Here is a 23031-nt window from a genome sequence, read left to right as displayed (position 1 = left end):
CCAGGCTTTACCGACCCAATATATTTGTGCTCATCAAGTAAGCTCACGAGCACAAAAACGAATCCGGAAGGCGTTGACTGCTCGTTTGACATTTTTCCTTCACATGTCTAAAAACAAAAGCAGATGAATCCAAATAAAGCCTTATGGGAAAAAGGGGACTTCACCCAAATTGCCCAAACCATGCGAGAAAGCGGTGCGGCATTAGTTGCTCAACTCGGTATTACCCAGAATCTAACCGTTCTTGATCTGGGTTGTGGTGATGGCACCACGGCTATCCCGGAAGCTAAACTGGGGGCCACGGTTTTAGGGGTCGATATAGCCCGAAACCTGGTTGAAGCGGGCAACCGTCGGGCAAAAGCAGAAGGTCTTACCAATTGTACATTTCAGGAAGGTGATGCGACCGATTTGGCTGAATTGGCGGATCATCGTTTTGATTTGGTCGTAAGCATCTTCGGAGCCATGTTTGCTCCAACGCCATTTGACGTAGCCAGGGAAATGATTCGTGTTACTCGCCCAGGGGGACGAATCGTGATGGGCAACTGGATACCCGGTGATCCTACTCTAGTTGCGCAAATACTAAGAATCAGTTCAACCTTTACCCCTCCACCGCCAGAAGGATTCATTAGTCCTATGTTGTGGGGCATAGAAAGCCACGTAATTGAACGGTTTGAGCAAGCTGGCGTAGCTCAGGAGAACATAACCTTTAGTAGAGATACGTTTACATTTGAGGCTACTTATCCCCCCTCTGAGCTGGTCAACATGTTTAAAAACTATTACGGCCCGACGATGAATGCCTTTGAAGCGGCCGAAAAGAATGGCAAGGCTACGGAACTGCAACGTGAATTAGACGACTTGTTCGCCAGCCAAAATAAAAGCGCTGATAAGACTAGCACGTCCATCCCGGCCACATTCTTACGAGTGACTGTTCAATGTTAGACATACATAAATCGTTTTTGTCAGACTTAACCTTTTGATACCCTGGACTTAGTTCAAATTTGCTACGTTCCTCATTTTCATCCTGTTTCTATCTCCTATACCACCATTATTTGTTTAATAGCTTTCGGTGCGTTTTGACATTAACCATTTCGTCTAATCAACGGCAATCTGTTCAATTTCCTGTAAGCAGGCTACCCAACGGCTTTACGATGTAACTCATGAGTATTATTTCAATTTTGGGGGCTAACCGGACCACCCAGGGTCTAATTGTCACCTTGGGAGGAAATTCGGTTAGTCCGTAACTAGTTGATCGCTTTCCTGAGGCTATTTACTCTAGTAGATATGCATCCCCATAAACTCCACGAACACACTAACAATACGTTAACAAAACAATCGTTTTTAGTAATTTAACGGACTTTATTGGTGGAACATCGGCCAATAAAACGTATTCTTCTGGTTTAGAGATGAATTGATGGCTGTACATCATGAAGTTGAAGATAACGATACTTGTTACGTCGGTCGCATTGCTGATAATGGCATTTTTCTTTTCAGCCCATCAGAAAGCACCTCTCCTCAACGTGCCATCTCATTTCCCAAAGCCTGTTTATCCATTCGAACGAAACCCACTGACCGAAGCCGGAATCGAGCTAGGCAGGGCCCTGTTTTACGAGACCCTTCTTTCAAAAGACAATACTATTAGTTGCGGCAGTTGCCACCAACAGGCATCGGGTTTTACCCAGCATGGTCATGCTCTCAGCCGGGGAATCAACGATTTGTCGACAAAACGTAATGCAATGCCACTGGCAAACCTGGCCTGGTCGAGCCATTTTGGGTGGGATGGTGGGGTACATGATCTGGATTTATTTCCGTTGGTCCCTATTCAGAATGAAACCGAAATGAATGAGTCGCTGCCAAATATTCTGGAGAAACTCCGCCAAAAGCGAGATTATCCACCTCTGTTTACGAAGGCGTTTGGTAGTCCTGATATTACTGCTGAGCGACTTTTAAAAGCAATCTCGCAGTTTATACTCACCATGGTGTCGGCTAATTCGCGCTACGATAGAGCGGTACGTAACGAAGGCGCTACGTTCACGCCAAACGAGCGAGCTGGCTGGATATTGGTTGAGCGAAAATGCAGCGGTTGTCATCCAGAGCCCTTATTCACTGACTTCTCGTTTCGAAATAACGGTCTATCCAAAACGGAAAGCGATGATCAGGGCCAATTTGACATTACGTTAAAAAACGACGATCGTTACAAGTTTAAAGTACCTACCCTGCGCAACATAGCTGTAACAGCCCCCTACATGCACGACGGTCGATTTGATACGTTAGAAGAAGTTGTGGCGCACTATGGCTCGGGTGTTCAGCACGGCGAAACGTTGGACTACCTTCTGAAAAAAGACCACGAAACGGGCATTCTTGGCCTTTCGCTCACCCCTAGAGAACAGGCAGACATCGTAGCTTTTTTGCGTACTCTGACCGACGATTCGTTTCTGCAGGACTGCCGGTTTGCCGAATCCAGTATGACAACGCCCACTCCGGCGAAGCCTGTAATCAATACAAGATAGTCTGGTTGGGACTTTTCCATTCCCTCACTTTCAGCAACAAACCATTTGCTTCCTGCGTAATAGAAAGTCAGTGATAATCTAAAGTTTATACAGCCGACATCTGCTTAGGTGTCGGCTGTTTTTGATAAAAAATGCCGACTCGAACCGGGTCGGCATTTCATTCTAATCCACACCAATATGTACCTCTCAGATACACAACTTTGCAGGTAAAAGATTAGTAGGCAGCGGTTTTACTATTAAAAAATGCTGACCCTACCAGAGCCAGCATTAGTGCGCCTACCGTTAATTGATTGCAACCTGGCAATCGTGGCTTAGACGATAATCGAAAAAATAGGTAACGGAAAACGTCAACCCAGGCAGAATTAGCCTCCCTAAAGCGACTGACCATCCGTGCAGTACTTTTCCGAAGAACTAGCCAAGATTGAGAAAAGGTAAGAGCAAAAAATAGCAGGCCTGGTTATTTATACTATAAACTGATTATTTATTACTTACTGATGCATTTCGGCAAGAGATGAAGCTGAGATAGATTCAGCAGTATAGGGTCTTGCCTGGTAACCGCTGCTAAGCCCGACCGCTATCCATAATATATCACCTGTGGTTAACTCCGTACCGTAGAAGAACCCGTACTCGGGTGTTCGAAACAAATCCTCGCCGTGAGGGATGAGCCGAAACCACTGCCGGTCGCCAATCTCGTTAAACTCATGCGTAGCAACATATTGTTGAATGTCCTCCCTAGTAAGGGTAGGAATTGGGTTATGGACCTCGGCAATCATGCTAGTATTATTTAAAGATATTTTTTACCTATATAACGAAAAAGAGGGTAAAAGCGTTTAAAAATCTCATAAAACCGAAAAGGATTCTCATTAAAAAAACAGACTGCTGGGGCGATTATAAAGCAACGTGTGAGGTGGGTAAGATAGAAGCAAACTGCTTGACAGATTACTAACAACAGCGGGATTGGCTAACTGGTACCTGGAAACCATTTTTGCAGATGGGGGTGTCATTGTCAGAGTCATACTGGTCGACAGTTAAGAAATTAGCCACGATATAACCTGATGTCCGGGCAGAGCCAGCCGTTGACGTTGATGTTCCGTTAGGAATCATAGGATCTTTAGGTGAGCAGGCGCTGAGCAGAAATAGTAAGGTGGCGGCAAGTATAGCTGAGTGGGTATTTTTTGTGTAGTCCATTTGAGTCAGTCAAGGAAAGTTTAGTTAAATAACTGGTTCAAAGGTATATCGCTTCATAAGGCTGCGCTGACCAATGTATGTGAGCGACGGGGATTTGTAGGTAGGCGACCTAAGTAGGTATGCAACGGATCCTTACAATTAACTATCAGACAGGTGCAAAATAGATTTTGAGGTGTATAGCAGGAGATTAGTATTTATTGCCGTAAAAAACGCCAGTCTCATCGAGACTGGCGTTTATGCTGTCCTAATCATCAAAGTTAATTCTGCAAGCAATATAAGTAATTTTACTCAACTAATACATAAGTAATTAGGTGATCGGGTGAATCTGTAATATGTTCGTCATTAGCCTCCATCCGAGCCGAACTATTACTACTCAGAACCACATCGACGGTCGCGTTGGCTAAACACTGTAGCTCTTAACAGGGAAATAGTTACTACTAACTATTTCCCTGTTCGTGACTGTAATGGAATTTTGACATATCGAACCAATGCCCATTACAGTCATGAAATTTTCTTTTCGACAGTCTGGTACTGTCTACTGCAAAAACCTCTTTTGGCTAGCTTTAATGCCCCTGCTGGGAAGCCTAGCCAGTTGCTCGCCAGAGGAGTACGCTACTCAACAAATGGATAGTTTCCCAATGGTGTCAGCTTCCCTGGAGCTTGCCGAACAGCGGATAACCGAGACGACCAGACTTGCTAAATTTAATAGTAATACCGAAGATTTGAATGCCCTTAATTTAGCCATCTCCAATCACGACAAGGATGGAATAAACCGTGTTTTAGCCAAGTATGGGGCATTCGCTTCCAGACACTACCGTCCCGCTAACCTAGCCACCTTAGTAGCTGCTAACGATACCCTACCAGGGCCATCAATCGCCAAGCGGTCATCGCCAAGCCACCTTGGGTTCCTCTATGGGGCTCAGCTTATTGGTAAAGGGTCGGGCGGTACAGGATCAACGACTCGCATGAATTATCTGGAACCTTTTGGTTACCTGACCTACAGCTTGGCCTGGTAAATATCAACCCCCATAACCCTGACGAAAAGGTATATAACCGGGTATGGAGTCTTAATGTGGCCTATCCGCTCAGAAAATTAGTTGCGCTGGCGAAAAAGAAATAATGAAGCTGTTTATCATAGGGTGTCGACCTGCGGGGTTTACCCCTATGGGCACCATGACTTGCTCTTACTCAGGATGAGGCACTTGTCTTACTTTTTTTGCAAAGCAGGTGGGACACTACTCATCTTTCAGCCGTATCTAAATGAATAAGCAGGTCAATCTCATTCGTGAAGGAGCGAATAGGCTTTAGTCCATTTTCTTCTTTCTCAAATAATTGATAGCTACCTCGCTCACCCAGTATACCCATTCTAATTCTAAATTCTATATCAGCTTTGGATATAGACGGGTTGTGCTCGCGCTGAAAAGTAGACTCGTAAAAGCGAAGTCTGATGTGTAGCTCCTCGACATGGATGTATCTAGCCACATAGTACCAAACCACGAACCCATGGCCCTTTGTGGAACTATTCATCACCCATTTGTCCGTAACCCAAGCGACTAAGTTGTTCATAAAGTAATTCTCTCGTCTGTCATAGACTCTTCCCTGTATAAATCTAATTACCTTGCCCTGAAAGAGTGGGCATTCCGATAAATTACTAACAAGTCCTCTCCCGGAAGCCCTTGGACAGTAAAGCAAGAAAGGCGTTTTTCCTTAGATAATTTAATTGCGCTTGGCTTAGTCTATTGATGAGCCGATGTTACTCGAATCAAGTAGCGCCTGTCACCACCAAATTGGGCACAAGTTGTATCGGCCTGGTAGGTGATATAAACGATTGTGCCAGGTACTGTATAGGGTATACTTGAGGGAAAGTCTGCCGGGTTAGTAGCGTACCGGTACTCACCAATTTGTAGCTGCAAGGCATAGCATTCCCCATTGAGCGGAACGGGTACGATACCCAATAGAGTAGCTTTCACTGGCTGATCAGGGAGGACCGAATTGGAATGGCATCCCATAATAATACTAAGTAAGCAGGTGATAGCGCTTAGCTTTTTCATCAGTAATCGGTCTTTCTGTCAAGACTCGCAAATAAGGTTAATGGTTGAAAAAGAGCCCTCTAACCAGGTCGTCGGTGCGATACCGAAGCGATTGGCTGGTTCGAAGTAGAACACAAAGCGAAAGAAGCCCGGCAAATACCGAGCTTCTTTCTTTTCAGTTTTCTTAACGTTGAGTAGATAATCTATAAATACGCTGCCTTTACTTGCTGGCAACTAGCGAATCCGTTTGTTGATTCCTATATAGCGTAAACTGTGCCAATTTGCCAAATGGTTTACAATTTCCCTGATAGTAAACCATTTACGTATTTTACATTGCCTTTGCCACTCCCTGCTGAATGTGGAAAAGGGGGCATACTTTCCCCATAAATGTGGGTGTTTAGAGACTTGAGAGCCAGATGGATAGGTTGTAAATGTGCTTAACCATCTCTTCTGCGGCATGTCTTATATACGTGCGAATTACCTCCACAGTGCGCAATCTAGTAAGAGATAAAGGTTAAGTCCGTTGTCCCAAACTTGCTAGCAAATGACTCAACTTTGACAGCCCCAGTCAACGTGGCCAGCGACCTTTGTCTCAGTACTAATCAATAAAAATTCAAGCAGTTACGGCTGCCTAACCTTCCACTTTTTATGAAAACCTGGTTTCGCTTCCTCTTCGCTTTCCTCGCCATTTGTAGTCCACTAGCGTTAAAGGCTCAGATTGACATTTATATGAAAATCACGACCGTAACTGGAAATTCTCCGTCCAAACTGAATAACGTACAGGATTATAAGGGCACAGTTGACCTAACTGGATATATACAGGTATCGAGTATTCAATTTGATTTTGCGCAGACCAATAACTCGGTTTCGGGTGGTTCAACCGGTGCCGGAAAAATTACCTTCAACCCGCTGGTGATCACTAAACAGGTTAATGAGGCTTCGGGGCCGCTCTTTCAAGCTATGGCCAGTGGAAGTTCGTTTCCGCTTGTTGATTTTGTTTTAATCAAATCTTCACAGGGCCCCAAAGTTGTCATCAACAAAATCACCTTTAAACAAGCCCTCGTTAAAACCATGGCGGTCAGTTCAGCTAACTGTGATTCTGTAGCCGAGAGCATTAGTTTTGACTATGGTGCCTATGTACTTACCACTAATAGTCTGGACGACAATGGTACGATTAAGTCGCAGAACATAGCTGGCTGGAGCCGGCTTACTAATACCAAGGATATAAATCCCAGCGTGCCACTCAAATAGGGAATTAAGAAAGGTCGCGAGCTGCGTCAACTTTGTACGCAACGGGTTGCACCGGCGGTACTGCCAAACATACCTTCCTAACACACTCTTAGATTTAGAATTTTCCATGTCCACTCCCTGTAAATGCATTAGCTTCCCCACCGGCAGGAGCCACCAATGGTTCAGCTTAGCCGCCCTGAGTTGGGTTCTATTGGGACTTGGTACGCTACGGGCTCAGTCAACATCGTCACAGACTTCTTCGGTCGCCAGTGTTAAGCAACGAGCCGAGCAGTTAGTGGCCATGACCCGACCCGGCTACTACCAGGCGATGCTGATTCCCGATTGGCAAAACCTCAATCAAGATCGACGTATAGCCCTTACCGTTGCCAGTCGATTTTGTAAAGCCAGTCGTATGGTCGCGGTTGCCCAGCAAACACCTACGTTGCAAGGCGTGCGCCAGGACGAACGACAAATACAGCTTACCTGGGCACGTGCCAATAAGCTGAGCAATGCGTCGATGGTTATCGAACGGTCGTTTGACTCAAACGCGGGCTTTGAGCCGGTGAACTGGCTACCCACCAGCCCCGCTGCAGGAACACAGGGTCAGCACCTGGACAACAACACACACACTGGTCTCAGCTATTACCGACTTAGTTGGGTCAACGCCGTAGGGCAGCCAGTATACAGTCCCTCAGTAGCCATCCGGGGTGTGGAGTTTCGGCCGAGCGTCAAAGCCTTCCCCAATCCGGGGACTGTTACCAGTCTACAATTTGAAGTAGCTGGCCAATCAGGCGAAGCCGTGTCGGTCATGTTCTATGATGGACAAGGGCGAACCTTATTCCAGAATCCGCGCATGGAGTTAGATGGCTTAGGGCGTTTTGCACTGCCAACAACGATGGCCCTAACACCGGGCCGATACTATGTGCGGGTCGTTATCAACGAACAGCCAGCAACGACTGCCTTCCTGGTGCAGCCCTGACCAATGCTGGTGAAGGGGACAAAAATTCATTGCAACTTACCTGAATGGCAAAACTCCCTGTCCCAAACGTATCAGCCTTTGGCCCAAATGTGACAATGCTTCTTCACAATGAGTCCGACCTTTGATATGCCGGACGATTACCAATGGTCACTTTTTCAATAAGTATGTAATCAACTCTTAAACTATATAACGAATATGTTTACCAAACGACCACTCCCATTTAGCGATTTTCTAAATTCTCTCCAGACATTTGACATCCTCCTGATGCACGGGCTGCACGCCAGTAGCTTGGCAGTTGAAACCGTCGAAGGTGCCAATTGGTCTCACAGTGCCATTGTCGTTGTAGCGGGCGACCTGAACCTTCCGGGCATTCACCCAGAAACCCGACTACTGTGGGAAAGTAATACACAGGACCCCATTGACGACGTAATCCTGAACGTTTCCAAACAGGGGCCTCAACTAACCCGACTGTATGACCGGATCGTCTACAACACATCGGTGAAATATGACAGCGACGTAGCTGCCCGGAAACTGTATCTGCCCCAGCCAATTACACAACACCAGATAGCCATCCTAGAGGCAGTTATTAAGGAAACTCATTCAGCCAATTTTCCGCAAGAAGGCGGCCCAGGCATGGAAGAAATGATGAACTTCATAATCGGTCGGTTCAAGAATCTGCCGGTTACGGATAATACTTTTTTCTGTAGCCAATTAGTGGCGCATACCTACAAAGCCCTTGGCTTACTTACTCAGGCGTATGTCGACAACAGCTATGCACCCCTCGATTTTTCGGAAAAGTTGGATGTGTCGCTGCTCACTGGATGGCTGGGCCGTGAAATTATGCTTGACACCAAGACGATTCCCCTGTGGAATCCGAATGCTCACGATTCAGCATCAGGTAGCTAAACTACCGTACCGTTTCAGCACACGTAAATAGCCTGGCCGATGAAATTAGGTTTGCTCTTCCTCATACTGTATGTAAGCCTGGCGGCTGTGCGCGCGCAGGACACGACACTGAAACTCGGCACGAGCATGTTTTCACCCAATCACCAGATCCCGCTCGCGACTGAATCAGGCTGGGTCTATCATTCGGGGCATAATCCGGCCTGGGCCGGACAGGCTGTCGATGCAACGGCCTGGGTTGGGCGAAAGCCGAGTGATTTGTCGGTCGATGATGCCGATCAAAACGGACGGGTCGAGGGCTGGTTCCGGCTGAAGATCCGGCTCGATTCATCGTTCAATCGGATGTCGATGGGGTTACAAAACGGCACCTGGGCGGCCACAGAGGTCTATATAAATGGTCAGTTGGTGGCCTCCTTTGGTCGGACAGGCAGCGAAGGTGCGCCCTATACTGAGAACAGATTCCCCTATCAACCACCGATTGACATACCAATTGAAGCGGGCAAAGAGTATTTGATTGCCTTGCATATAGTCGATTATACCTGTCCCTTACCTTATTTTTTTCAAAAAAGACTAAAGTCACAAGTTGAGGGCAGTCTGGCAAATTGTCTTCAGTTAACGAAATCGGCCTACACGAATGCGTTAATCAAAAAAACGAGTAAATACGCAGCCTATATTACACTCTGGAGTTCGGTATCTGTGTTCATAACCTTATTTTTTTGGCTGCTTTCCGGACAAAATCTTTACGAAAAAAAAACGATCAGACTATTGGCAATTCTTTGGACGTTTGGCGCTATTTCTAATTTATGCCGATTCACAGCCATCAGCGATCCTTCGTTTGCCGTGTATTATGGAAGTCGATTCGTTATGCATTTTTGTCTGTGGCAGACTCTTTTCTTTGCAATTATGGTTTCACTGAATTTATTCGGCTACCGAATTAAGTATCAGTGGCTTAGTATCAGTATTCTAATCGCGTTCTCAGCAACGGTTATTGGCGATCAGGTAGGCGGTGATACGGTTATTTCTATTGCCAATATCCTGCAACAACTCTTTTACGTTTCTCTGATAATTTATTACTGGAAGCGACTAAAAGGCGCGCAGTGGGCTATTGTTTCAGGCCTGATCAGCTCAAATGTGTTTTCGATTCTCTACGCTATTTCGGTATTCAGGAAAACTGACTTCGATTTCTATTTAAACTTTACCGGCATTGCTCTGTCGTTACCGGTAGCTTTTCTGGTCTATATTGCGCTTCGCTTCAAAGAAACGTTGACGGAAATTCAACAACAGGCCACCGCCGTTTTGCAGGTAACGGAAGAAAAAAATCAGCTTTTAGCCACGCAGAATGAACGGCTCGAAGCGCAGGTAGAAGCCCGTACCGCCGAACTCAAAGCGTCTCAAACTCAACTCATCCAGAAGGAAAAACTGGCCAGCTTAGGCGAGTTGACAGCGGGCATTGCCCATGAGATTCAAAATCCGCTCAACTTCGTCAATAACTTCTCGGAGGTGTCTACCGAACTCATTGACGAATTAAAGCAAGAAGCTCAGGCGGGTAACACCGATGAAGTGATGGCCATTGCCGATGACCTCACCAGCAATCTCCAAAAAATAAACCATCACGGCAATCGAGCCAGTAGCATCGTCAAAGGTATGCTGGAGCACAGTCGTACAGAATCGGGCGAGAAACGACCTACCGATCTGAATGCCTTAGCCGATGAGTACTTCCAGATTGCTTATTATGGTCTAAAAGCCAAGGACAAGGTTGGTTTCAATTGCGAGTTGATCACTGAGTTTGATCCGGCGTTGGAGCCTGTCGAAGTGGCTCCCCAGGAGATTGGACGGGTATTGCTAAATCTGTACAACAATGCCTTTTATGCGGTTGCGCAGCGAGCCAGCCAAAACCATAATGCGGATTATAAACCGACAGTTTGGGTTAGCACAAGCCAGGTGTCAGGGCAGGAGATCATCCGAGTACGGGACAACGGTACGGGTATTCCAAAGTCGGTGAAGGCGAAGATCTTTCAGCCTTTTTTCACCACTAAGCCTACCGGGGAGGGAACCGGGCTAGGCTTATCTCTAAGCTATGATATTATTACGAAGGGTCATGGTGGTACCCTGCTGGTGGACAGTCATCAAGGAGAGGGAACCGAGTTTAGAATTGAGCTACCCATAACTAAACCAGTTGTTATCTCTTCGTGATTGACTGATTTGAGAGCGACCTCATTTATGTAGTCTACTTATTCTGATTCCCTGTCCATTACCCAGCCTTTAAAAGAAAGCATCCTAAGTAAAAATTAACCCTGTATAGCCGCAATCTGCCCAACTATTAACTGACCGTGGAACAGGAGTATGAATTATTCTACCCAATAGACTTACCTTTTTTTTACTTCGCCGATCTATCAGAAACAGATGCTTTCCAATCATCTTTTCTATAATGAAGCTTAAGTTGTCTATCTGGATTTGCTTTTTCAGCATTCCTGTGTTGTTTTTTGCCTGCCAACGGCCTGATAATCCAGTAGTTCAGCAGAAGTTTCGAATTAAAAAGGTAACTAAATTCTATCCTAAGTCTGGCTCCCTTCCCGTCGAAACCATCTATACCTATAACCGTAACGGCTGGATAGACTCGGCTGTCAGTCATACGACAGATGGTATACCTGCTCCTGTGACGGTTGGATTTCTTTACGATTATGACCAAAAAGGAAGGGTAATTAAAGCAACCACAAACACGGGTAGTAATAAATACATACTTTATTTCGATACAACTGGCCGGCTCTCCGCTAAGTACGCCTACATATCCGTTCCCGGTTATGAATCCTTAACCCAGGAAGATCACTTGACCTATAGTAACTCGACGGACCCCGTCCCCATTCGAATGTTATCCCTGTCTGGCCGATTAGGTATGGCAAGGGATTCAACTATTCAAGAGTATACCTATCAGGGAGGTAATATTGTGCAACAAAAAGTGAGAATAAGAACCCAGACCACGACCTACGATAAAAGTAACTCTGTAGCCACGTATCAATACGATGATAAACCAAATCCGTTCTACAGGTTCTTATTTGGCTATTATCTTGATCCTGACTGGAAGACATTCAGCAAAAATAATGTACTGAATGACAGCGAAATCAATACATACGATTCCAATGGTTTATTAGTCAAAGTCACCCAACGCAACGGAGGATACGAGTTTATTTACGAATATGAAGCTTATTAGCTAGTTGCAGATGGACTACGGCAATTGCATACCTACTCAAGTACTCAACTAATCAACTGAATTACAGAAACATAGAGCATTGAATCGGAATGTGATTACCTCATCGAACAATGCAACTAATTATCTACCAGAAGTCGTTTTGCCCTGAATCCTTGAAAGCGACACGGCCTGCTTTTACTATCTCATTCTTAGGCTTCAGGATAGTTCTGGGCAGGGTGACAGCGGCTAGTTATACTTAGTCGCGCCATTGGCATTCCAATAGATTTATTTTTACATTTTATTGCTATAACTATTTGACTGTAAGTATATTGTATGCGAAATTGGCTACACGTAATACAATAGATAGTTTAGCCTGCACTTTGGCGATTTTTCTGTTTCTGAAATGGAGAACTGTCCACAAGAAAGGCTGTCTGTTAGTTGCGTGTATAGGCAAATCAACCTAATCCATAAGCAAGCAATGAAAAACACCCTACGCAGTCAGCTCGGTTACTGGCTAATCCTAACCAGTTTCTCTCTTACCCCCTCCATGGGTCAGCCACTTCCTTTTGAGGATGCCAATGTAATTTTCATTACCACAGACCTGGCCGATAAGCAGGCTTACCAGGCTATTAGTCAAGTCTTGACTGAACATTCCATATTATTTTCGCTCGCCAGCGATGGGATGTTGATTAGTACGAAAGGAAATCCATCGCTAAGCAGTCAGGGGGCTTTTTTCATGGGTCAAGTTTCCGTCATAGGTGGTCTGGTCAAATTAACTGGCCGAATGCATCTCTCTTCTGAAATAGACAGTAGCGGATCGAGTGAGCGTAACATAACTCCCATTCGCTATCATACAGGGAAAAGCACTTTAGCCAAAGCGGGTTTCATGTATTTGGACGGACTGGCTCATAAATTAAGGCCTGTCTTACACGGGGTTATTCGTTATAAAGTACAAAAAGACCCCCAACGAGTAGATACCTTTTAACCTGTTGACTCTCTACTACCAATCTGGGAGGGGTCATTTTAATTAGTGCCTGATTTCTATAGTCGTCACCTGTTTAGGTATCGGCTGATTTTGCAAACAATGCCGACTCGATCCGGGTCGGCATTTATATTTTTCTATACCGTAAATGAGCATGAGCCCACGTACACCAATGAGCAACAAGCATTATATATAATTCAATAGCTGCTGCAACATCTGCTTCAATTGAGCCTGCTCCTGCTTCCGGCGTTTATTCTTTTATTGGCAAATCTAATAGCGACCGATCGCTGCAATGGCCGACAATGTAGTCTACCCCCAGCATGGCAATAGCCTGAGCTCTTAGCGCACAGAGTCGATTAATGCCAGTATACGTCTCGCGTCGTTCTTTTAGAATGTTAATCATTTCCGAATAGCCCTCTTTCAGCGCTCGGTTTGCAGGCTTGTTCATGGCTGGGTGTTTCAGGCGATTCTTAATGGCCTCAATGGTGATATGAATTTGTCGGTCGGAGGGTGGTAGTAGCGCTGTTTTCATGCGCCTAATATAGACGAAATGGAAAACAAATGTTACTATAAATACAATTTATTAATCATTTTTGTTTTCATTTTATCAGTTTTTACAACATAATAGATTTAAGCCTGGCCTTCTCTTTTCATTTGATCAGGATTCGCACTCTTAACTACGCACCGATTTCTCTGATCTGACTCGCAGTTTACACTTTTCTGCCAGATTAGTCCTGTGCCTTTTAACTACGAATTAACCACTCAGTAAAGCAAGAACTAATTTACTGAATATATGTACGTATTTTCAGGACGCAAAACTTAGCCCTCTTAATCTATGTCTGTTATTTACCCAACGCAGTCTAGCTATTCAGCTAGACTATTTCTGTATCTGCTTATTGGTTTGGCGTTCGCTTTGCCACGAGCAGTATCTGCTCAATCAATTGAGCGGCATGGCGCCCAATGTGGCACAGAAAGCATATCGCCTGCCGATCGGCAGGCTCTGGAAGTTGCAGCAGCCAAAGCACTTAGCTTAAAAGCCCCTGGCTTTACGTCTACGATTACGTATGTCCCAATCAGGCCGCATATTATCCGCAAATCGGATGGCACAGGTGGCTATTCGATGGCCAGTCTCAACAATGTATTGGCGCTCACCAACAAGTATTATCTCCAGAATGGAAGTGGTATCCAATTTTATTTCGCTGGTACTACTCCTGATTATATAGACAATACCAGGTTGTATAATCAGTATCTGCAAAATACGGATGATCGTACGGTAGCTCCGTACGATGTGAATAATGCCTTGAACCAGTATTATGTTCACGCATTCAACAATGCTGGTTTGGGCGGTTATGCCCAATTCCCCGCTGATAATGTAGCGTCTACCCGTACTATTATTCTGGATGAAGGTGATGATCTTGATATGGGTAATCGACTGGTACCGCATGAGCTAGGTCATACATTTAATCTGCTACACACCTTTGAGTCAGCTTACGGCTATGAATTAGTGACACGTGGAGCTGGAGCCAATTGCACCACTGCAGGCGATAGGGTCTGTGATACACCTGCCGACCCCTACGCAGCCTTTACAAAGGCAACCGATGCCTGTGTATCTGGATGCCCGGCTACCTATACGTGTTCGTTTGTTGATGGTCAAGGCAATAAGTATCAGCCTTCGCCTACCAATATTATGTCCTATTATTTTCCATGCAGCCATGATTTCACCCCTGGGCAGTACGACCGTATCCAGGCAGGGCTGGCCTTACGCCAAACTCACACATCTTATACGCTCGATGCGCCCTCAACAGTCATGGCTGCTCCTTCAGCTGTAGTTGCCACAATGAGTAGAGGTGGTGTGGTTATTACCTGGCAGGATAATTCCAGTACTGAAATGGGGTATTTCATCGAACGCTCTACCAACCCTACAACGGGATTTCTACCAATAGGTGGTGTTGGTCCTGATGTAAAGACATTTACAGATGCATTCTTTACACCCCAAACTACCTATTACTATCGAATTAAGGCTTCCAATTCGACAGATGCTAGCATTAGCCCTACAGCTACCGCTATAGCACCAAATTGCATTCCTACTTTTACAAATGATGGCTGTCAATATAATATTACTATAACAGGCGTGGCCGTTAATGGAACAGATCTAAGTCAGAATTCAGGCTGCTCACCAAGTCCCAATGGTTCTTTTACGTCATTTACCGCTGTTAGTGGGACTGTTACGGCTGGGCAATCGGCAACTTTTACCGTAACCAAAGGAACAGCTACATTTCCCATGGGAGGTGCTATTTGGGTTGATCTGGATAATAACGGTTCGTTTGACGACAGTGAACTGTTATATCAAACGCCAGAGTCCAATATAGTGAGTACGTTTTCGGGCAGTCTGGCCATTCCACTAAGCACCACAGCCAGTGCAATTACGATGCGTGTTATTAGTGCTTACAATGCTATTCCCTCCGATCCATGCGGAATTTATGACTATGGAGAAACTGAGGAGTATACACTAATTGTCAATCAACCATGTATTGCACCAATTGCCAGCCTAAGTGGTGCAACTTCCATTTCAACAGGGCAAACAACTACACTCTCGGTCAGCCTAACCGGTACGGCCCCCTACTCCTTAACGGTAAATGGCAGTAATGGTCCACCAATTACCTTTTCGGGTATTGCGGCATCCCCCTTTAATTTCACAGTGAGCCCAGGCGTAAGTACAACTTATACCCTTGGGAATGTAGCCAATAGTTGTGGTCAGGGTACGGTCAGTGGAACGGCGACGGTGACTATCAATTGCCTGACTGCGCCTACCTTGAGTGTGAGTCCTACCAGTGCCACATTAACACAAGCCAGTCCAACGGCCAGTTTGTCTGCAACAGGTTCGGGTATACTGATTTGGTCTACCGGCGAAACTACGCCAGTCATCTCCGTTACGGCAAGTGGCGTCTATTCGGTCACCCTTACCAATCCTGCTGGTTGTACTGCCACCGCCAGTATTCCTGTTACGGGTGCCGATTTAACCCTTACGCTTGATCTACCCCAGGCCAACTTTGCCAAGGTAGGGACGGTCAATAATTTCATTGTGAATATATTTGAAGTAGGAGGACTGCCTACTTCCTCGGGGAATGTAACCATCACCGTGACAGCCCCCATAGGTTACACGCTTGCGTTTGCTCCCGCGCTCGTCAGTACTAGTGTGTCGGGAGGTTCAGGCAACCTGGTACCAGTCGATAATACTCACTGGACTCAGACTAATAATGTATCGGATCGACAACTAACGCTGACGATGAATGGTGGCGTGTTCATTGGTGCGGGTCGAGAGGCTAGTTTAGGGTTCAGCATTACCCGAACAACGGCTAATTCGGGCAGTGCGGCTAACATCACGGTGAATGTGAAGGATGATTTGACAATGACTTACGACGGCAATTTGTCCAACAATGTGTACGCCCGTATTATTAGTGGGTTATAAAGCCATTTGCACACTCCGCTTGCTATGTCAGTTATTCATTGAGTATCTGAATTAAACAACCAAAAGCCCCTTCCTCACGGTTGGGGCTTTATTATTTTCATTTAGTTATCTGACTAATAGCACTCCCACCAAGTATCCCCTAATAGTTTTCGTACTCGAAGTATAAAGTTTCCACGACACTATTACCACGCGCCGTCACACGCTTGGTTGGTAGATCAGCAGCGTTGTAGGTGTACGAGTATAGAGTGACGACTCCCCCATCTGTAGCTGAGGCTACGTTGTTCTGGCTAAAGTTAAGCTTATTATCTATTCCTCCGTAATACGTGTAGAAAGGACCAAACGATCCCACACCGGCAGAAGGTAGAAACACGCCCGGCGCGGGAATGATAAATACACCATAAAACGGATTTATTTTATCATCGTATGTAAAGGTGGTGTTTGCCGACCAGCCGTACTTTGGAGCGGATGAAGGCTCCCCTAAACGGGTTACGGTAAATAGGTCAGAGGATGCAGTTACGTTATTCCCGGTAAAGGTGAACGAACCACTTCCGCTGGACAGAAGACCACCTACGTTAATTCCTTTAGTATATGTCGATGGCTGATTAGCGGAGTTGTACTGGATGCCTACACCAAATGTAGACGGCATGTTACGCAATCCCGACACCTGACCTGCTCCATTGTACGTAAAGGTGTAGGTTTCAGTATACGATCCAGGTCGGATTTGCGAGTGCTGAGCTTGCGTGAGCCGATTTTGGGCATCATATTGAAAAATTGTATTTTCTAGTGATGCTGTGCTACTGTCGGGTGTCTGATACCCAATAATCAGACTAAGTCGTCCTTGCGCGTCGTATTTAAATGCACTCACCTTTGAGGTACCATTTGACCCCTCCTGAGTTATTGTTTTAACCCGTAGTCGGGTCGCTCCTGGTGTAACCGAGGGAATTCGATGGTCGGTGCAGCCGAAAAAACTAATAAAAAGTAGCAGGCTGCCCAAGCCCTGAAGTAAACGTGTTGTGTTCATGTCGTTAGGGTGATAAGATATTATGACTATTTACAGCTAATGGATTGTCTGGAGATTTCGGCGATACGGCTCGACTATTTCCACTATACCTGTTTATAGGCTGAGCGATAGAAAGGTAAGTGAGATTTGGAAAGTAGTTTTCAATGGGGTCGATTTAGTAAAAATGAATGCTATGCTGCTAGAGCAGGTCGAGGAATTGACCTTGTATAGTATCCAATTAGAAAAGGCTGACCAGACCAGGCAAAACCAACTTGACAAGCAACAGGCAAGGCTCGACGAGTTAGCGAAGCTGGTGAAGCAATTGCTGGAAAAGAAATAAATCTTAATAGTTCGCTAAAGGGTAGCTAGCTATCCGTAAGGAGTAGATAAAAACCAGTGACTGGATCACCTATGGCTTCTGAAGGCAAAGATGCTGACGAAGTAATACCCAGCGACGCCGGGAAATAGGTAAATACAGGCCCGTAATCAACTGAATCTGTGGCTTATCTATCGTCAATTCTACCCGCTCAATAAACTGACGGTTGACTAGATACTGCCGGTGCAGCCGTAGAAACCAGGCGTCAGGCAATTGGGATTCCAATCGTTTTAACGTATAAGGAATTAGCACTCGCCGACCATCTGCCCAGTGTAGCCAGGTATAATTGGCTACTCCTTCTAAATATATTAAGTCAGCTATCGATAGCCATTGTGCGCCCGTGGCATTGTTATAGACCCGAAGCGGGGGCCAGGCTAGCAGATCAACCACCTCTGCTGGTTGATGTTTTAAATAATAAATCATAGAAACAAGTAGCTGGAGAGACCAACTCATATCTCCCCGTAGCTAAGCCCAGACATAGTCAGGCTTATGCTACTTGTGAAATACAGCGCTTTATGTAAAGCACTTTTGAGCCCAAAAGCAATAAAACGTAACGAATGTCAAAAGGTACTTTCAGGCTGCTTTTGCTCAGATTGAGCGAAGAAGCCTTCTTTAGCTATGGGTTCAGATAACTTATAGTTCTTGCATGGATAGATTGTAAAAGCGGTATCAATAATCGAGACATTTCCCCTTCCAGAATAGGGGAAAAACACCCCATTACATACCGTCTTTTTCCCGTTTTTACTATACAAGACTACACTGAGTCCTGCTGATGCTCACTCATTGTGAGTACCTGGGGATAGTGGATAAAGTGCGCAGCTTTAGAGTGCTTTTTTTCTCGCGTTGAAGGCAACTTTCAACTCCTCAATTAGCAGCGATATATATAACTGTTCGGAATCGCCCCTCCACTCATTAACTTCAGTATCGAGAAGTTTATGCTGAATGGTAATGTCAGCCGCTTCATCGCAGATCGTGATAAGGCGCCCCTGAAACGATGGATTGTCAACTTCAATGAAGGCCAATGCGCCAGGTATGGCTTTGTGAAGTCCTTCCATCAGACGATATTCAAAGCTCGGCAAGGAGCTTTTAGGCATGGATGCTTTCATATGTTGTTACGGTGAATAACAAAGCTAATATACCTATTTTAAGCATTTATACTTACCTTAAGTACTAGTAAATTTACTCTACTAATACAAAGATACTTACCTAATAGTCAGTTTATTTTGCCACTTAAAAAGCAAGATCGGATCATTGTTTATGCTTCCTTTAGTAATGACTGAATGAATAACGTTATAAAACTAGTCTGATTATTCCCATCCGCCTTTCAATACTACTAAAATAGGGTCAAACAAGGCTATTCCCAGTAAGGCAGGTGTTTTCGTATTCTAATCCACATTACCCATGGACCTAAAAGGTCTGGATTAGTATAACCGTGAGACTTTGCCCTTTTACGTTTAAAGTAGCTATGTGCCTAAGCAGTACATAGTGGTGTGGATAATAATGAAATGCCGACTCGGATCGAGTCGGCATTTTTTTAGTAACTGTGTCAACCAAACTCAGGCCGTTTAGTTATCACTCCGGTGCATCCATTTCCGATCCATCTTCGTGGCTTTGATATCGACGTTTTGCGTAACTTAACCCCATGAAAGCAACAGCACTTTTATTGTTATTAACCCTGCTGGCATGCAACAGCCAATCCAGGAAGCAGCCTATTGGCATTCGGGTAAAACGGGGAGCAGATGGCAAGATTGTCGCCGTGCCCGATAGCTCACGAAGAGATAGTTTTTAAGAAAAAAGATCCGTTACTTCCTTAGCGTAGCATCGGACTTTTGGTAGTAGCGTTGCACAAAGGCAACCCAATCTTTCTCTCCTGCCGGAATTCGAACATCTGGAGCAAAACCTATCGTATCGATTCGATACTGGCGCACCCAACCATTACGCCCCCATGGGACGGCTAAGTTGAAGGTACCATCGCATAAATTAAAGTTTTGGTCACTGCCGTAATCCATGACCCCAAACGTATTGGTACCAAACAGCGTCACTTTCTTACTCTGTTTACCCTCGAAGACAAAAAATTCAGTCGAACTGCCACAGCCTTTATCAATTAAAAACGCAACTCGCCGGGGGTTGGCCGCCGGGTCTACATCGGCAGTACGCGTTAAGGCTTCTCCTTCCCGCACCAATCCACCTGGATTGGCCAGCATGTCTTTTAGTAATTGTTTGGCTCGCTGATAGAAAAAAGCATTCGCCACGGTATCTTTCTGATATCCCGCCAGTTCATCTAATGTGGCCTGGATTCGTTCGGGGCTCGACCGGTAATCCCAGGCTGGATATACAATGGGATTGGTGTAAATGAGTTTAATCATTTCATCGGTCGTACTGGCGTTGCCTCCTCCATTGCCCCGAAGATCAAAAATCAGATTCGGTGTTTTGGCTATCAAGTCCTGATTGGCTCTCAGTAAACTGTCTAATCGATCAACCTCCCGTTGATTGAATAGCGATAGTTTGACATAGAGATAGTCCTGATTGAGTTGTTTAAATTCGACCAGATCCGAGCGGTTTTTAACTGCCTCGGCATATACGGTACGCTGAGAGGCCGATTGGCGCCAGATGACAAAGACATGGCTATCCTTAAAAAAGCTCGTATATGCTTTTAGCACATCCCGACAGGTGGTTTGTGAGTCAGCTTGTCGAGCTTGTTTCCGAACGGTTTGAACGAGTTGATTGTACTGCGCCTGGGTTTGAAGATTGACCTTATCCTGGAAGCCCGCATAAATCCGGCTAATCTTATCAATCGTTTCGTCAAGAATTGCAGAACAGGAGCAGGTTGACGATATGGGTTGACTTGGTTTTTGTCTCACTTGAGCAAGACACAACTCAGTCAATAAGCAGATGAATAGGATTAGGAAAACGCTAACGGGTTTAGGCATAGATCAGTAATTGTCGATTTTTACCAATTTTCGGTTAGATGCTTAACTCAAATTTAAAACTAAACTATAAAATCGCTCAAAAAAAACGACCACTGGCGACGTAGTTGCCAGTGGTCGTTTTTTTTGAGCGTTACAAGCGCTATTGCCTATTAAACACTTCGGCCCTGAATTAATCGAAGAATAATAGCAATAACAGCAATTACCAGTAAGATGTGAATTAAACCACTGCCAGCCATGCCAGCGCCTAAAACACCTAAGAAGCCTAGCAGCCAGATAATAATTAATATCACTGCGATGGTGTACAATAGATTGCCCATGTCAATATTCGTTTAAAGTTGAAAAACTAGTGGACTTTCGCCCTTATTTAAAAATTGGAAAAGTGAGTTGATAGATCTAATTCAAAGCTATCCGCATCGGTCAATAAGCTAGACTACCAGCTATGGTAAGCTACCGTATCAAATCGACCAGGATAAGGACAAGTCCCACAAGCAGGGCGATAATCCCCAAAGGAGAAGCGACATTAAGCAGGAGAAGTATCAGACCAATAATACCGATGATCAGGCCAATGGTCAGAACCGACTTAGCCATAGGCTTCTCAGGCGACAAATGATTCTTTATTTTTTTATCTACCTGCTTGAGCATAAGGCGCTGAGCAAGAGTTGTTTTGGTAGTCGTGGTTTTGGTAGCCAAAGCCTCCTGAGTCTTTGGGGCCGAGAGTAATTCATTTACTCTGGCTATGCGTTTGGCTAACTTTTTATTTGACGCCAGTTTACTATCGTTGCGTACATAGGTTTCTACCTGACTAATAGCCTGTTTGGTTTGTATGATCGGTTCAGATGGAGAAACTGCTACAGCAGGTTCGGTTTCGATCAGATCGGACGCACTGGCTTCAGTTGGCTTGACTGAAACAATTGACTGGGTAGAGGTAAACTGCTGGCGAGCCGTGGGCTGGAAATAAGCCACAGGGCGGCTACAGGATGAAAAGATAATCGTGCTCAAAAGCGTTGCCAGTAGAAGTCTGGAAAATGGTCTCATAATCGTTGATAAATTTTAAGTAAAGGTGAGAAACTGTCCATCACAACTTGGCCCGGGTCGATTTGTTAAAATGGGATCTGTTTTAAGTGGAAGGAAGCCTGTAAACTTTATCAACTGCCTTTTTCAGACACAAAATTTAAAATATAGTGACATTATAGAGCTGAATTCTCTGCTTGTATTATGCATGGCTGGCGGCTATTGAAAGCGTTCAATACTTACTAAGTCAGCCATTGTAGAGCGTTAAACATTTTTATAGGGTACTCGTTTAAGCGTATATAGCCAACCAACGATGCTTGCCTTTTCGCATGGTATCGGTGTTTACTCCACACTCACCTAAAAACTGGTCGATATTAACCATTTAAATTAGTTACCATGAACCCTATTCTTGCAGCTTTAAAAAATGCTTTCCTGACTGATCGACAGCGACGCTCAGCTAAAACGGCTTTCCTCGGTGAGCCATCTTTCGACCCAATTGCCCTTGACCCTTTTCTACTCATTTTTGCAAATTCTGCTCTACAGCTCCACCGTTCCAGGTATTACAGCCTCACTTCCCACACTCTCTATACAGGCAATCAGAGTGTTTCTCCTCTCTATTTAGGATTCTCTCAGTTTCTTTTATAACACGCTTTGGCTAAAGCGCAAACGAACGACAAACGATTCGTTTATGGCTCGTATTGGTTCATAGTGAACAGGTTAGCTGTTTCTGTGATAAAGTGTGCCTCTTATTTATCAACTGAATTTATAGGTATTTCCTGGCGGTCGGATCGTGACCTGACGAGGAGAAGTCTGATATAATCCACCTAATCACTTTAACTGCTTTCTAAATGAATGATTTTGTCAATAGTGGGCCCGATTTTATCAAATTGCCTGGTCTTGGAAAACCCTTTTCAGTAAAAGCCATTATCCGCTTGCAGGGTGATGGTAATTACACCTGGCTATATCTTTCTACTCAGGCAGCTCCCGTACTAATCGCACTGACACTCAAATGGTTTGAGACCCATTTACCTGGCTTTGTTCGAGTTCATAAATCAGAGCTGATTAACCCACTATTCATTCAATCGATCGATCTCTTTGATGCTAGTCAGCTGGAGATTTGTTTACTGAATAACTACAAATCAAAGGTTTCCCGTAGACGAATTGAGCCGGTATTAGCGAAAATCAGTGGAATAAGTTTAGAAACCGATGCATTAATGGCTAGCTGGTAGGTGTATTCCTTTA

25 protein-coding genes are annotated in these 23031 nt (G+C 44.9%); 14 read left to right on the top strand and 11 right to left on the bottom strand.

What is annotated here, in order from left to right; translation table 11 throughout:
- Positions 1 to 123: 123 nt before the first annotated feature.
- Together GO755_RS38575 and GO755_RS38570 are read left to right on the top strand one after the other, a co-directional pair.
- Positions 124 to 936 carry a class I SAM-dependent methyltransferase gene (locus GO755_RS38575; protein ID WP_157590782.1) on the top strand — a complete coding sequence of 271 codons (813 nt, stop codon included), beginning with the start codon at positions 124 to 126 and terminating at the stop codon, positions 934 to 936.
- 485 nt (positions 937 to 1421) lie between these two features.
- Entirely contained in the window at positions 1422 to 2504 is a 1083-nt protein-coding gene (locus GO755_RS38570) for a cytochrome-c peroxidase (protein ID WP_157590781.1), read from the top strand.
- A gap of 488 nt (positions 2505 to 2992) precedes the next feature.
- Here GO755_RS38570 and GO755_RS38565 read toward each other — a convergent pair whose 3' ends face one another.
- Positions 2993 to 3277, bottom strand: a complete 285-nt coding sequence (locus GO755_RS38565; protein WP_157590780.1) for a hypothetical protein — start codon at positions 3275 to 3277, stop codon at positions 2993 to 2995.
- 169 nt (positions 3278 to 3446) lie between these two features.
- Positions 3447 to 3692, bottom strand: a complete 246-nt coding sequence (locus GO755_RS38560; protein WP_157590779.1) for a hypothetical protein — start codon at positions 3690 to 3692, stop codon at positions 3447 to 3449.
- 503 nt (positions 3693 to 4195) lie between these two features.
- On the opposite strand from GO755_RS38560, the gene GO755_RS38555 reads away from it, so the two are divergent.
- Positions 4196 to 4708 carry a hypothetical protein gene (locus tag GO755_RS38555; protein WP_157590778.1) on the top strand — a complete coding sequence of 171 codons (513 nt, stop codon included), beginning with the start codon at positions 4196 to 4198 and terminating at the stop codon, positions 4706 to 4708.
- A gap of 223 nt (positions 4709 to 4931) precedes the next feature.
- On the opposite strand, the gene GO755_RS38550 is transcribed toward GO755_RS38555, so the two are convergent.
- Both GO755_RS38550 and GO755_RS38545 read right to left on the bottom strand, forming a co-directional pair.
- Positions 4932 to 5258 carry a hypothetical protein gene (locus GO755_RS38550; protein ID WP_157590777.1) on the bottom strand — a complete coding sequence of 109 codons (327 nt, stop codon included), beginning with the start codon at positions 5256 to 5258 and terminating at the stop codon, positions 4932 to 4934.
- A 170-nt stretch (positions 5259 to 5428) separates the two neighbouring features.
- Positions 5429 to 5743, bottom strand: coding sequence for a hypothetical protein (locus GO755_RS38545; RefSeq protein WP_157590776.1), 315 nt, complete (start codon positions 5741 to 5743; stop codon positions 5429 to 5431).
- Between the two features lie 627 nt (positions 5744 to 6370).
- Between GO755_RS38545 and GO755_RS38540 the strand changes: the two genes are divergently transcribed.
- From GO755_RS38540 to GO755_RS38515, 6 genes are all read left to right on the top strand, one after another.
- Positions 6371 to 6973 carry an Hcp family type VI secretion system effector gene (locus GO755_RS38540; protein WP_157590775.1) on the top strand — a complete coding sequence of 201 codons (603 nt, stop codon included), beginning with the start codon at positions 6371 to 6373 and terminating at the stop codon, positions 6971 to 6973.
- 106 nt (positions 6974 to 7079) lie between these two features.
- On the top strand, positions 7080 to 7931 hold the full coding sequence (locus GO755_RS38535; protein ID WP_157590774.1) for a T9SS type A sorting domain-containing protein: 852 nt from the start codon (positions 7080 to 7082) through the stop codon (positions 7929 to 7931).
- 195 nt (positions 7932 to 8126) lie between these two features.
- Positions 8127 to 8837 (top strand): hypothetical protein, encoded by a 711-nt coding sequence (locus GO755_RS38530; protein WP_157590773.1) that lies wholly within the window; start codon positions 8127 to 8129, stop codon positions 8835 to 8837.
- A 39-nt stretch (positions 8838 to 8876) separates the two neighbouring features.
- Positions 8877 to 11027 (top strand): sensor histidine kinase, encoded by a 2151-nt coding sequence (locus GO755_RS38525; RefSeq protein WP_227687268.1) that lies wholly within the window; start codon positions 8877 to 8879, stop codon positions 11025 to 11027.
- A gap of 235 nt (positions 11028 to 11262) precedes the next feature.
- On the top strand, positions 11263 to 12042 hold the full coding sequence (locus GO755_RS38520) for a hypothetical protein (RefSeq protein WP_157590772.1): 780 nt from the start codon (positions 11263 to 11265) through the stop codon (positions 12040 to 12042).
- A 457-nt stretch (positions 12043 to 12499) separates the two neighbouring features.
- Positions 12500 to 13006: a hypothetical protein gene (locus GO755_RS38515; protein ID WP_157590771.1), complete on the top strand. Its 507-nt coding sequence runs from the start codon at positions 12500 to 12502 to the stop codon at positions 13004 to 13006.
- 247 nt (positions 13007 to 13253) lie between these two features.
- Here GO755_RS38515 and GO755_RS38510 read toward each other — a convergent pair whose 3' ends face one another.
- Positions 13254 to 13535 carry a hypothetical protein gene (locus GO755_RS38510; RefSeq protein ID WP_157590770.1) on the bottom strand — a complete coding sequence of 94 codons (282 nt, stop codon included), beginning with the start codon at positions 13533 to 13535 and terminating at the stop codon, positions 13254 to 13256.
- A 303-nt stretch (positions 13536 to 13838) separates the two neighbouring features.
- Here GO755_RS38510 and GO755_RS38505 point away from each other — a divergent pair, with 303 nt between their 5' ends.
- On the top strand, positions 13839 to 16472 hold the full coding sequence (locus tag GO755_RS38505; RefSeq protein ID WP_157590769.1) for a GEVED domain-containing protein: 2634 nt from the start codon (positions 13839 to 13841) through the stop codon (positions 16470 to 16472).
- A gap of 139 nt (positions 16473 to 16611) precedes the next feature.
- Here GO755_RS38505 and GO755_RS38500 read toward each other — a convergent pair whose 3' ends face one another.
- Positions 16612 to 17493 (bottom strand): hypothetical protein, encoded by an 882-nt coding sequence (locus GO755_RS38500; protein WP_157590768.1) that lies wholly within the window; start codon positions 17491 to 17493, stop codon positions 16612 to 16614.
- Between the two features lie 163 nt (positions 17494 to 17656).
- Between GO755_RS38500 and GO755_RS38495 the strand changes: the two genes are divergently transcribed.
- On the top strand, positions 17657 to 17812 hold the full coding sequence (locus tag GO755_RS38495; protein ID WP_157590767.1) for a hypothetical protein: 156 nt from the start codon (positions 17657 to 17659) through the stop codon (positions 17810 to 17812).
- Positions 17813 to 17881: 69 nt separating this feature from the next.
- On the opposite strand, the gene GO755_RS38490 is transcribed toward GO755_RS38495, so the two are convergent.
- Together GO755_RS38490 and GO755_RS38485 are read right to left on the bottom strand one after the other, a co-directional pair.
- Entirely contained in the window at positions 17882 to 18271 is a 390-nt protein-coding gene (locus GO755_RS38490) for a LytR/AlgR family response regulator transcription factor (protein ID WP_157590766.1), read from the bottom strand.
- Positions 18272 to 18669: 398 nt separating this feature from the next.
- Entirely contained in the window at positions 18670 to 18954 is a 285-nt protein-coding gene (locus GO755_RS38485) for a hypothetical protein (protein ID WP_157590765.1), read from the bottom strand.
- Between the two features lie 536 nt (positions 18955 to 19490).
- Between GO755_RS38485 and GO755_RS38480 the strand changes: the two genes are divergently transcribed.
- Positions 19491 to 19637 (top strand): hypothetical protein, encoded by a 147-nt coding sequence (locus GO755_RS38480; protein WP_157590764.1) that lies wholly within the window; start codon positions 19491 to 19493, stop codon positions 19635 to 19637.
- 13 nt (positions 19638 to 19650) lie between these two features.
- Here GO755_RS38480 and GO755_RS38475 read toward each other — a convergent pair whose 3' ends face one another.
- The 3 genes from GO755_RS38475 to GO755_RS38465 form a co-directional block, all read right to left on the bottom strand.
- A complete protein-coding gene (locus GO755_RS38475) occupies positions 19651 to 20778 on the bottom strand; it encodes a S41 family peptidase (RefSeq protein WP_157590763.1) in 1128 nt (375 codons plus the stop codon).
- Between the two features lie 149 nt (positions 20779 to 20927).
- Complete coding sequence (locus tag GO755_RS38470) at positions 20928 to 21095, bottom strand: lmo0937 family membrane protein (RefSeq protein ID WP_157590762.1); 168 nt, start codon at positions 21093 to 21095, stop codon at positions 20928 to 20930.
- Between the two features lie 130 nt (positions 21096 to 21225).
- Positions 21226 to 21813 (bottom strand): hypothetical protein, encoded by a 588-nt coding sequence (locus tag GO755_RS38465; RefSeq protein WP_157590761.1) that lies wholly within the window; start codon positions 21811 to 21813, stop codon positions 21226 to 21228.
- Between the two features lie 372 nt (positions 21814 to 22185).
- Here GO755_RS38465 and GO755_RS38460 point away from each other — a divergent pair, with 372 nt between their 5' ends.
- Both GO755_RS38460 and GO755_RS38455 read left to right on the top strand, forming a co-directional pair.
- Positions 22186 to 22434 (top strand): hypothetical protein, encoded by a 249-nt coding sequence (locus GO755_RS38460; protein ID WP_157590760.1) that lies wholly within the window; start codon positions 22186 to 22188, stop codon positions 22432 to 22434.
- Positions 22435 to 22637: 203 nt separating this feature from the next.
- Positions 22638 to 23018 (top strand): LytTR family DNA-binding domain-containing protein, encoded by a 381-nt coding sequence (locus GO755_RS38455; RefSeq protein ID WP_157590759.1) that lies wholly within the window; start codon positions 22638 to 22640, stop codon positions 23016 to 23018.
- Positions 23019 to 23031 lie beyond the last annotated feature (13 nt).

It is taken from the genome of Spirosoma arboris, from assembly GCF_009754945.1.
Lineage (GTDB): Bacteria > Bacteroidota > Bacteroidia > Cytophagales > Spirosomataceae > Spirosoma > Spirosoma arboris.
This window is presented reverse-complemented; position numbering and strand designations above follow the sequence as displayed.

Coding starts and splice junctions, on each gene's coding strand:
- GO755_RS38520 (WP_157590772.1), top strand. CDS start 11,263: ATGAAGCTTAAGTTGTCTATCTGGATTTGCTTTTTCAGCATTCCTGTG.
- GO755_RS38460 (WP_157590760.1), top strand. CDS start 22,186: ATGAACCCTATTCTTGCAGCTTTAAAAAATGCTTTCCTGACTGATCGA.
- GO755_RS38560 (WP_157590779.1), bottom strand. CDS start 3,692: ATGGACTACACAAAAAATACCCACTCAGCTATACTTGCCGCCACCTTA.
- GO755_RS38555 (WP_157590778.1), top strand. CDS start 4,196: ATGAAATTTTCTTTTCGACAGTCTGGTACTGTCTACTGCAAAAACCTC.
- GO755_RS38515 (WP_157590771.1), top strand. CDS start 12,500: ATGAAAAACACCCTACGCAGTCAGCTCGGTTACTGGCTAATCCTAACC.
- GO755_RS38500 (WP_157590768.1), bottom strand. CDS start 17,493: ATGAACACAACACGTTTACTTCAGGGCTTGGGCAGCCTGCTACTTTTT.
- GO755_RS38455 (WP_157590759.1), top strand. CDS start 22,638: ATGAATGATTTTGTCAATAGTGGGCCCGATTTTATCAAATTGCCTGGT.
- GO755_RS38485 (WP_157590765.1), bottom strand. CDS start 18,954: ATGAAAGCATCCATGCCTAAAAGCTCCTTGCCGAGCTTTGAATATCGT.
- GO755_RS38495 (WP_157590767.1), top strand. CDS start 17,657: ATGAATGCTATGCTGCTAGAGCAGGTCGAGGAATTGACCTTGTATAGT.
- GO755_RS38465 (WP_157590761.1), bottom strand. CDS start 21,813: ATGAGACCATTTTCCAGACTTCTACTGGCAACGCTTTTGAGCACGATT.
- GO755_RS38510 (WP_157590770.1), bottom strand. CDS start 13,535: ATGAAAACAGCGCTACTACCACCCTCCGACCGACAAATTCATATCACC.
- GO755_RS38530 (WP_157590773.1), top strand. CDS start 8,127: ATGTTTACCAAACGACCACTCCCATTTAGCGATTTTCTAAATTCTCTC.
- GO755_RS38540 (WP_157590775.1), top strand. CDS start 6,371: ATGAAAACCTGGTTTCGCTTCCTCTTCGCTTTCCTCGCCATTTGTAGT.
- GO755_RS38570 (WP_157590781.1), top strand. CDS start 1,422: ATGAAGTTGAAGATAACGATACTTGTTACGTCGGTCGCATTGCTGATA.
- GO755_RS38535 (WP_157590774.1), top strand. CDS start 7,080: ATGTCCACTCCCTGTAAATGCATTAGCTTCCCCACCGGCAGGAGCCAC.
- GO755_RS38490 (WP_157590766.1), bottom strand. CDS start 18,271: ATGATTTATTATTTAAAACATCAACCAGCAGAGGTGGTTGATCTGCTA.
- GO755_RS38480 (WP_157590764.1), top strand. CDS start 19,491: ATGAAAGCAACAGCACTTTTATTGTTATTAACCCTGCTGGCATGCAAC.
- GO755_RS38550 (WP_157590777.1), bottom strand. CDS start 5,258: ATGAACAACTTAGTCGCTTGGGTTACGGACAAATGGGTGATGAATAGT.
- GO755_RS38575 (WP_157590782.1), top strand. CDS start 124: ATGAATCCAAATAAAGCCTTATGGGAAAAAGGGGACTTCACCCAAATT.
- GO755_RS38565 (WP_157590780.1), bottom strand. CDS start 3,277: ATGATTGCCGAGGTCCATAACCCAATTCCTACCCTTACTAGGGAGGAC.
- GO755_RS38475 (WP_157590763.1), bottom strand. CDS start 20,778: ATGCCTAAACCCGTTAGCGTTTTCCTAATCCTATTCATCTGCTTATTG.
- GO755_RS38525 (WP_227687268.1), top strand. CDS start 8,877: ATGAAATTAGGTTTGCTCTTCCTCATACTGTATGTAAGCCTGGCGGCT.
- GO755_RS38545 (WP_157590776.1), bottom strand. CDS start 5,743: ATGAAAAAGCTAAGCGCTATCACCTGCTTACTTAGTATTATTATGGGA.
- GO755_RS38505 (WP_157590769.1), top strand. CDS start 13,839: ATGTCTGTTATTTACCCAACGCAGTCTAGCTATTCAGCTAGACTATTT.
- GO755_RS38470 (WP_157590762.1), bottom strand. CDS start 21,095: ATGGGCAATCTATTGTACACCATCGCAGTGATATTAATTATTATCTGG.